Source organism: Streptomyces sp. LS1784, from assembly GCF_020103755.1.
Classification (GTDB): domain Bacteria; phylum Actinomycetota; class Actinomycetes; order Streptomycetales; family Streptomycetaceae; genus Kitasatospora.
In genome coordinates, this window is sequence record NZ_JAHSQD010000391.1 from 1 (window position 1) to 7,785 (window position 7,785).

The following is a 7,785-nucleotide window of genomic DNA, read 5'->3' on the forward strand; positions in this document are numbered from 1 at the left end:
CCGGCACTGCCCGTCCGCCGGGCGGAGCCGGCACGTACTGGCCTGGGGCCGGCTGGCCGCCGACGGTGCGGCGCCCGCGGTGGTGTTCACGGGGCGGCGGCCGTTCCGCCGGGTGCGGTCGACGGCCGAGGTGGTCACGGTGGCCGGGCGGTTCTGGCTTGCCTGGGCGCAGGGGCCGTTCGACGCGGTGCGGGTCGAACACCCGGCGGGCGGGACGGCCGAGCGGCTGCCGCTGGAGCGGGTGCGGGGCCGGGGTGCGGCATGAGCGAGCGAAGCATGGGGGTCCCCCCGGCCGGAGGCTGGGGGAGATTCATCGAAAGGCGCGCATGGGCGAATGCCCCTGCCGAGCGTAGCGAGGCGGGCGCATGAGCACCGCCGTCCTCACCGTCCGCCCCGCCTCCCCCTACGTCCTGCCCGCACGCTTCGCCAAGGTCCCGGTCATGGCCGCGGTCGCGCTGCTGCCGTGGCTGGCGGTCCTCGCCGTCTGCCACGAGACCGCGTGGGTCGTTCTCGACCTCACCGAGTTCGCCGCCCTGCTCTCGCTGGACGCGCTGCTGCGCCGACGCAGCCCCGCCGCGCTGTGGGCGGGCGCGGCGGTGGCCCTGCTGCTCACCGGTGACGCGCTGGCCGACATCGCCTGCGCCGGGCCGGGCCACGCGGTGCTCGCCGCGCTGGTCATGGCCTCCTGCATCGAACTGCCGCTCGCCGTGGTGTGCCTGCGGCTCGGGCGGGACGCGGCGGTGCGGGGCTGAGTCAGCCCCCCGTGGGCAGTTCGTCCATCAGTGCGCGGGTCTCGTCGTCCAGCGGGGTGTACGTGATCATCCGTGTCCCCAGCTGCGGGCTGAGCCAGAAGTTGGTGTACTCACAGCGCAACAGCCCGACGCCGGGCACCTGGAAGCGCTTGATGCCGTTGCCCGGCCGCATCACGTCGTGCCGCTGCCAGAGCTCGGCGAAGTCCGGCGAGGCCTTGAGCACCCGGGCCAGCAGGGCCTTCCAGGCCGGCTCCGAGCTGTGGTCGGCCATCGCCGAGCGGAACCGGGCCACGATGCCGAGGCGCTCGGTGCGGTAGTCCACCAGCACCTCGCGGAAGTACGAGGGCGTGAACGCCATCCACATCAGGTTCCGGTCCTCGGGGGCCATGCGGTCGAGGTCGCCGACGAACCCGGTGTACTGGGCGTTGCACGCCAGCACGTCGTAGCGGGAGTTGAGCACCATGGCCGGGTACGGCGCCAGCTGCTCCAGCAGCAGCCGCACGCTCGGGGTCACCGAGGGGCACTCCTTCACCGGCACCGGGTCGTCCGCGCCGGCCAGGGTGAACAGGTGGGCGCGCTCGCTCGGGTCCAGCAGCAGCGCCCGGGCCACCGAGTCCAGCACCTGGGTGGACACCTGGATGTCCCGCCCCTGCTCCAGCCACGTGTACCAGGTCACCCCGACCGCGGCGAGCTGCGCGACCTCCTCCCGGCGCAGCCCCGGCGTCCGGCGGCGGCCGGTCATCGGCAGGCCCACCTGCTCGGGCGCCAGGCGCTCGCGGCGGCTGCGCAGGAACGCGGCCAGCTCGTGCCGACGGGCTTCACCGGGGGTGGCCGGGTGCGGGCCGACCGGGGTGGTACGGGCTTGCGCGGCGGGGGTCGTCAGACTCATGCTCCCCAGCATGCGACAGTCGTCAGCCTGTTGCCAGGTACTTCTTATACCTGGATAACCACACTCTGGTACCAGGGTACGGAGCGGCGGATCGTATGACCCGTGACCCAACAACTCGCTGTCGCCCCCGCCCCGGGCCGCACCGCCACCACCCCCGGCACCGCGGCCACCCGTACCTCCGCCCCCGGACCCGTCGGCCTCGGCACCGCCGGGCTGGTCACCGTCCTGCTCGGCGCCTTCCTGCCGATGCTCGACTTCTTCATCGTCAACGTCGCCCTGCCCACGATCGACCACGACCTGGCCGCCGGACCCGCCGTCCTCGAACTGGTCGCCGCCGGCTACGGCATCGCCTTCGCCGTGCTGCTCGTCCTCGGCGGGCGGCTCGGCGACAGCTACGGCCGCCGCCGGCTCTTCGTCGTCGGCGCCGCCGCGTTCGCCCTCACCTCGCTGGCCTGCGGCCTCGCCCCCGGCGCGTGGTCCCTGGTCGCCGCCCGGGCCGCCCAGGGCGCCTCGGCCGCACTGCTGATCCCGCAGGTGCTCGGCACCATCACCGCCGCCACCGAGGGCGCCCGGCGCGGCCGCGCGCTCAGCGTCTACGGCGCGGTCGGCGGGATCTCGGTGGTGATCGGGCAGGTGCTCGGCGGGATGCTGGTCGCCGCCGACCTGTTCGGCACCGGCTGGCGCTCGGTGTTCCTGCTGAACGTGCCGTTCGCGCTGCTCGCCGTGGTGCTCGCGGTCCGCTATGTCCCGGAGAGCAAGGCCACCACGGCCGCCCGGGTCGACGTCCCCGGGACCGTCCTGCTCACCGCCACGCTGCTCTCCCTGCTGATCCCGCTGATGGAGGGCCGCGCCGCCGGCTGGCCGCTCTGGTCCTGGGTGCTGCTGGCGCTGTTCCCCGTCCTCGCCGTCGCCTTCGGTGCCGTCGAGCGCCGCGCCGAGCGGCGCGGGGACACCCCGCTGGTGCCGCCGTCCCTGCTGCGCATCCCGGAGATGCGGCGCGGCCTCGGCATCGCGCTCCCCTACTTCGCGGGCTTCGGCGGCTTCATGTTCGTCATCGCGGTCGCCCTCCAGCAGGGCCTCAGGCTCGGCCCGGTCGCGGCCGGCTGGGCGCTCGTCCCGATGGCGGTCGGCTACTTCTCCGCCTCGCTCGCCGGCCCGCGGCTGATCGGCCGCTGGGGCAGCCGGGTGCTCAGCGCCGGCGCCGTCGTCCAGGCCACCGGCCTCGCCACCCTCGCCCTGACCGTGCTGGCCGACTGTGCGCACGTCTCCCCGCTGCGGATGGCGCCGGGCGTCGCCCTCGCCGGCATCGGGCAGGGTCTGATCGGCACCCCGCTGTTCCGGGTCGTCCTCTCCAAGGTGCCCGCCGCCCGGGCCGGCGTCGGCAGCGGCGTCCTCGCCACCGGCCAGCAGTCCAGCCTCGCCCTCGGCGTCGCCACCCTCGGCAGCCTCTACCTCTCCCTCTCCCCCGTCCTCGGCATGGACCGCGCCCTCGCCCTCTGCCTGGGCATCCAGCTCCTCGGTTCCTTCACCATCCTCTACCTGACCACCCGTCTCCCCCGCTCCATCGGCTGACCCCGGGCCTCCGGGCCCCGGCGGCGGCCGGGTCACGGTCATCGCAGCGGCCCCGCGACCGGTACGACCGGTCGCGGGGCCGTCGGCGTTCCCGGCACCGGCCCTCAGCGTTCGAGGGCGTCGAGCCACCGGCCGAACAGGGTGTGGACGGCTTCGGCGGCCTCGACCTGGGGGTTGTGGCCGGCGCCGTCGAGGACGGTGGCGGCCATCCGGGGGTAGTGGTCGAGCAGGGCGAGCTGGTCGCGCCAGCCGACCAGGGCGTCCTGCCGGGTGGTGACCAGCAGGTGGTGGCCGCGGTGCTGCGGGGCCCGGTGCTCGGGCCAGTGCGGCAGCAGGAAGTCGGCTTCGAGCTCGGCGGCGGCCGCCCGGTCGTGCGCCTGCCAGCCAGGCCGGACGTACCGCTCGAAGAGCTCCCGACTCGCCTCGGTGTGACGGGCCATGACGTACCGGAACAGCTCGCGGTCGGCGGCCGGGAGGCGGGCGAGGAGGTCGTCGTCGCGTTCGACCACGAACTCCTCCGGCAGGGCCCGGTCGGCACCCCAGCGCACCACCGGCACCAGCAGCGCCGAGCCCAGCACCTGCTCACCGAACCGCGCGGTCACCGCCCGGGCCGGCTGGCCGCCGAAGGACTGCCCGACCACGGCGAAGGGCCGCCGACCGACCCGGTCCCCGATCCACCCGGAGACGGCCTCGGCCAGGGCGCTCGCCGAGGCCGGGCCCGGCAGCCGGGGGCTGGTGCCGTGGCCGGGGACGTCGAGGTAGAGGCGCTGCCAGCCGGGGCGGTCGGCGAGGGCGGGTTCGAGCGGGAGCAGGACGCGGTGGTCGACGGTGTAGCCGTGGATCAGGACGATCGGGGTGCCGTCGCCGAAGGCGGTGTGGTGGATCGCGGAGTCGGTCATGACGGCACCGTGCGACCGTGACACCGGTGGCAAGGTCAAGCGGCGGGTCCGACGGCCGGGCCGGGCGCCGGGTCGAGCGACGGCCGGGTGGGGCGGTGGGTCGGACTGCCGGGTCCGACGGCCGGGCAGGGCGATGCGTCGGGCGACGGCCGGGTGGGGCGCCGGGCCGGGCGGCCGGGTTCAGGAGAGGCTCTTGACCACGTCCAGGTACTCCCGGATGGCGTCCCGGTTGCGCGTCAGGCACAGGATCCGGCGGGTCATCCGGTCCGTCTCGGACTCCAGGGTGGCGAGCATCTCCGGTGTGGCGTCGGCGAAGTGGATCGTCCGCGGGGTGTCCAGGCAGGGCAGGATCTGCTTGATGATCCGGGTCGGCAGCCCCGCGTCCAGCAGTCCGCGGATCTGCAGCACCCGGTCCACGAGGTACTCGTCGTACGAGCGGTAGCCGTTCGCCTCGCGGCTCGGCGTGATCAGCCCCTGCTGCTCGTAGTAGCGCAGCAGGCGCGGACTGGTCTCCGTCCGCCGGGCGAGTTCGCCGATGCGCATGTGTGACCATCCTCACCCCGGGCCGGTGCCGTCCCGGCTGGACCCTGACACGGATGTCAACGATAGACGATCGGGCCCATGTCCACTCCTGAACTCCGCATCCCCGACCGGCCGGTGGCCCCCGCGCCGAGGCTGCCCTGGCCGGCCCTGCTGGCTATGAGCACCGGCGGATTCGTCACGATCATGACCGAGGCCCTGCCCGCCGGAGTGCTGCCCGCGATGAGCGCCGACCTCGGCGTCGGCCAGTCCGCCGCCGGGCAGTCCGTGACGCTCTACGCGGTCGGCTCCATCGCGGCCGCCATCCCGCTGACCGCCGTCACCGGACGCCTGCCGCGCAAGCGCCTGCTGCTCGTCTCCGTCGGCGGCTTCGCCGTGGCCAACGCCGTCACCGCCGTGTCGCCGAGCTACCCGCTCACCATGGCCGCCCGGTTCGCGGCCGGCCTGGTCGCGGGGCTGCTCTGGGCGCTGCTGGCCGGGTACGCCCGGGGCATCGTCGCGCCCGAGCAGCGCGGACGGGCGATGGCCGTCGCCATGACCGGCTCGACGGTCGCCCTGTCGGTGGGCGTGCCCGCGGGCACCCTGCTGGCCGGACTGGTGGGCTGGCGGTCCACCTTCGGGCTGATGAGCGCGGCCGCCGTGGCGCTGACCGGCTGGATGCTGCTCGTGCTCCCGCAACCCCCCGGCCGATCCGGCCGGTCCCGCACGCCCGTCCGGCGGGTGCTGCGGATGCCGGGCGTGACCGCCGTCCTGGCCGTCACGGCGACCTTCGTGCTCGCCCACAACGTCCTCTACACGTACGTCGCGGCGCTGCTCGCACCGTTGGGGCTCGACGGCCGGACGGACACCGTCCTGTTCGTCATCGGGCTGTCCTCGCTGGCGAGCGTCCTCGGCACCGGCGCCCTGATCGACCGGTACCTGCGCCCCCTGACCATCGCCGCCTCCGCCCTCCTCGCCGTCGCGGCCCTGCTCCTCGCCGCCGCCCTGCTCGGCTCGACCGGCTGGCCCGCCTACGCCGCCGCCGCGGTCTGGGGCCTCGGCTTCGGCGGCGCCGCCACCCTCCTGCAGACCGCCGTCGCCGACGCGGCCGGCCCGGCCGGGGACCTCGCCCAGTCCCTGCTCGTCACCTGCTGGAACCTCGGCATCGCCGTCGGCGGTCTGGCGGGCGGCCTGCTCCTCGACCACGCCGGACCGTCCGCCCTGCCCTGGTCCGCCCTCGCCCTCCTGGCCGCCGCACTGGCCACCACCCTCGGCGCACGACGGCACGGGTTCCCGGAGGGTGCCACTCGCACGTGTGAAATCGACGCACATTCCCCGTAATCGCCGCACGGTCCGCTCCACCGTGAGTCGTATGACAGCCAGAGTCCCCATCCGACAGCTCCAGCAGCACGCCAGCGAGTTGATCGACCGGGTCGCGGCCGGCGAGCGCGTGGAGATCACCCGCAACGGCCGACTGATCTCCGTCCTCGCGCCGCCCGACCCCGAGCAACGGGTACTGGAGGACCTCGTCCGCGGCGGCACCATCGACCCGGAGAACGCCGCCACCGCGCGCGGCCTGGCCGACTGGACGTTGCCCGAGTCCGGCGCCGGACTCGGGTCGGCCGCCGACGCCCTGCACGCCGTGCGGGAGGAGGACCATTGATCCACCTCGACTCATGCGCGATCCTCAAGCTCCTGGTCCCTGAGAACGAATCCACTGCTCTGCGCACATGTCTCTCCTCGCACGGCTCCGAGGGTCATGCGACCAGCGCACTGATCCAGGTCGAGGTGCCACGCGCACTGATCCGGATCGGCGCACCACGGGATGTGCCGGACACGTCGACCGACCTGCTCGACCGGCTGCTCCGCGTCCGGCTCTCCGATGCCGCCCTCCGAGCCGCCTGCCGGTTCCCCACCCGGCACCTCCGCACCCTCGACGCCATTCACCTCGCCAGCGCCGAGCACCTGGAGCACGCGCTCACCGCCTTCGTCACTTACGACAAGCGTCTGGCCGACGCAGCGGAGGAGCGCGACCCACCGGTGATCACGCCGGGTCAGCCGACTGGTTGCCGATAGGCGGATGTCCGGGCGCCCCGGGGCGGCCGGGGCGCCCGGCACCACCTGGGCGCCGCCGGATGCGGGCTACCTTCCCGCGCCCAGGGCGGCGGCGAAGCCGTCCGGTCGGGCGACGACCTGACGCAGGGCGTCGCCCGAGCCCAGCGGGTCGTCGGGCAGTTCGAGGCCGTCGTCGGCGGCGGGCAGTTCGAGGACCTCGTGGCCGGTCGCGTCGGCGGTCGGGCGGCCCCACATCCGGTCGGCGCCGCCGCCGACAAGGAGGGGCGGGGCTTCGGTGCGGTGGAGGGCGCGGGCGACCCGGTCGGCGGTTGGGACATGAAGAGTTGTCAACCCTGACCATCGTCACGGTCGTTGCCTGACTTTCGGGTCGGGCGGAAAGGGCCCGTCGGCTTCTACCGTCCGGACCATGACGTACACGGACAGGAAACCCAGGAATTCCCGGGCAGCCGGAACGAGCAGAACCGCGCGGGCGAACAGGGCAGCCGCCAAGCCCAGGCCCGTACTGGCCGTGGCCCTGCTCTGCGCGGGGGCCGGGGTGGTGGCGTGGCTGGCGCCCGAACGCAATGGCGGCGCGGAGCCGCTGCGGGTGCTCACGGGGTGGTCGGCCGGCGGCTACCGACGGGTGGCGGAGGCCGTCGGGGACGCTCCCCACGTGGTGGCCTCGGCGGCGGCGCCGGCCACCGAGGCCGGGCTGGTGGTGCTCGGTCTGCTGCTGGTGCTCTGCTGGTGGACGGCCCGTGGCCGCCGGGCCGCCGGGCAGGTCGCCGGGGTGGCGCTGGCCGGTCTCGGCACCGTGCTGGCCTACGGGGCGAGCGAGGTGCTGAAGGTGTTCCTCGACGAGGAGCGGCCCTGCCGGGCGCTGGCCGGATTGCCGGGTTCGGCCGTCGCCGAGTGCCCACCGCCGGGCGACTGGTCGTTCCCCAGCAACCACGCCACGCTCGCCGTCGCGCTGGCGACGGGGCTGGTGCTGCTGCGGCCGCGCTGGGCGCTGCTCGTCATACCCGTCGGCGGCGCCACGGCCGCGCTGCGGGTGGCGGCCGGGGTCCACTACCCGCACGACGTGCTCGCCGGCGCCGCG

At 74.8% G+C, this 7,785-nt stretch carries 11 protein-coding genes; 7 read left to right on the forward strand and 4 right to left on the reverse strand.

Translation table 11 applies throughout. The features are described from left to right. Positions 1-265, forward strand: a 265-nt coding sequence (locus tag KS423_RS32080; RefSeq protein WP_224283275.1) for a hypothetical protein, incomplete at its 5' end; no start/stop codon positions are given. Between the two features lie 100 nt (positions 266-365). Further along, positions 366-752, forward strand: coding sequence for a hypothetical protein (locus KS423_RS32085; protein ID WP_224283276.1), 387 nt, complete (start codon positions 366-368; stop codon positions 750-752). Position 753: 1 nt separating this feature from the next. Here the strand turns inward: KS423_RS32085 and KS423_RS32090 are convergent, their stop codons facing one another. Continuing rightward, complete coding sequence (locus KS423_RS32090) at positions 754-1,641, reverse strand: helix-turn-helix transcriptional regulator (RefSeq protein ID WP_224283277.1); 888 nt, start codon at positions 1,639-1,641, stop codon at positions 754-756. 102 nt (positions 1,642-1,743) lie between these two features. On the opposite strand from KS423_RS32090, the gene KS423_RS32095 reads away from it, so the two are divergent. After that, entirely contained in the window at positions 1,744-3,213 is a 1,470-nt protein-coding gene (locus KS423_RS32095) for an MFS transporter (RefSeq protein ID WP_374120065.1), read from the forward strand. A gap of 104 nt (positions 3,214-3,317) precedes the next feature. Here the strand turns inward: KS423_RS32095 and KS423_RS32100 are convergent, their stop codons facing one another. Together KS423_RS32100 and KS423_RS32105 are read right to left on the reverse strand one after the other, a co-directional pair. Next, positions 3,318-4,112 carry an alpha/beta fold hydrolase gene (locus tag KS423_RS32100; protein ID WP_224283278.1) on the reverse strand — a complete coding sequence of 265 codons (795 nt, stop codon included), beginning with the start codon at positions 4,110-4,112 and terminating at the stop codon, positions 3,318-3,320. A 180-nt stretch (positions 4,113-4,292) separates the two neighbouring features. Further along, positions 4,293-4,655, reverse strand: a complete 363-nt coding sequence (locus KS423_RS32105) for a MerR family transcriptional regulator (RefSeq protein ID WP_224283279.1) — start codon at positions 4,653-4,655, stop codon at positions 4,293-4,295. A 78-nt stretch (positions 4,656-4,733) separates the two neighbouring features. Here KS423_RS32105 and KS423_RS32110 point away from each other — a divergent pair, with 78 nt between their 5' ends. The 3 genes from KS423_RS32110 to KS423_RS32120 are packed head-to-tail and all read left to right on the forward strand — an operon-like array spanning position 4,734 to position 6,707. After that, positions 4,734-5,972: an MFS transporter gene (locus KS423_RS32110; RefSeq protein WP_224283280.1), complete on the forward strand. Its 1,239-nt coding sequence runs from the start codon at positions 4,734-4,736 to the stop codon at positions 5,970-5,972. Between the two features lie 31 nt (positions 5,973-6,003). After that, entirely contained in the window at positions 6,004-6,294 is a 291-nt protein-coding gene (locus tag KS423_RS32115) for a type II toxin-antitoxin system Phd/YefM family antitoxin (protein WP_224283281.1), read from the forward strand. Continuing rightward, a complete protein-coding gene (locus KS423_RS32120; RefSeq protein WP_224283282.1) occupies positions 6,291-6,707 on the forward strand; it encodes a type II toxin-antitoxin system VapC family toxin in 417 nt (138 codons plus the stop codon). The genes KS423_RS32115 and KS423_RS32120 overlap by 4 nt, the downstream gene beginning before the upstream one ends. Positions 6,708-6,773: 66 nt before the next feature. Here KS423_RS32120 and KS423_RS32125 read toward each other — a convergent pair whose 3' ends face one another. Further along, a complete protein-coding gene (locus tag KS423_RS32125) occupies positions 6,774-7,037 on the reverse strand; it encodes a hypothetical protein (protein WP_224283283.1) in 264 nt (87 codons plus the stop codon). A gap of 76 nt (positions 7,038-7,113) precedes the next feature. Between KS423_RS32125 and KS423_RS32130 the strand changes: the two genes are divergently transcribed. After that, a partial coding sequence (locus KS423_RS32130) for a phosphatase PAP2 family protein (RefSeq protein WP_224283284.1) occupies positions 7,114-7,785 on the forward strand: 672 nt, incomplete at its 3' end.

Bases quoted from the DNA above. Each gene is read 5' to 3' on its own strand.
- KS423_RS32110 (WP_224283280.1), top strand. From the start codon at position 4,734: ATGTCCACTCCTGAACTCCGCATCCCCGACCGGCCGGTGGCCCCCGCG.
- KS423_RS32090 (WP_224283277.1), bottom strand. From the start codon at position 1,641: ATGAGTCTGACGACCCCCGCCGCGCAAGCCCGTACCACCCCGGTCGGC.
- KS423_RS32105 (WP_224283279.1), bottom strand. From the start codon at position 4,655: ATGCGCATCGGCGAACTCGCCCGGCGGACGGAGACCAGTCCGCGCCTG.
- KS423_RS32085 (WP_224283276.1), top strand. From the start codon at position 366: ATGAGCACCGCCGTCCTCACCGTCCGCCCCGCCTCCCCCTACGTCCTG.
- KS423_RS32100 (WP_224283278.1), bottom strand. From the start codon at position 4,112: ATGACCGACTCCGCGATCCACCACACCGCCTTCGGCGACGGCACCCCG.
- KS423_RS32115 (WP_224283281.1), top strand. From the start codon at position 6,004: ATGACAGCCAGAGTCCCCATCCGACAGCTCCAGCAGCACGCCAGCGAG.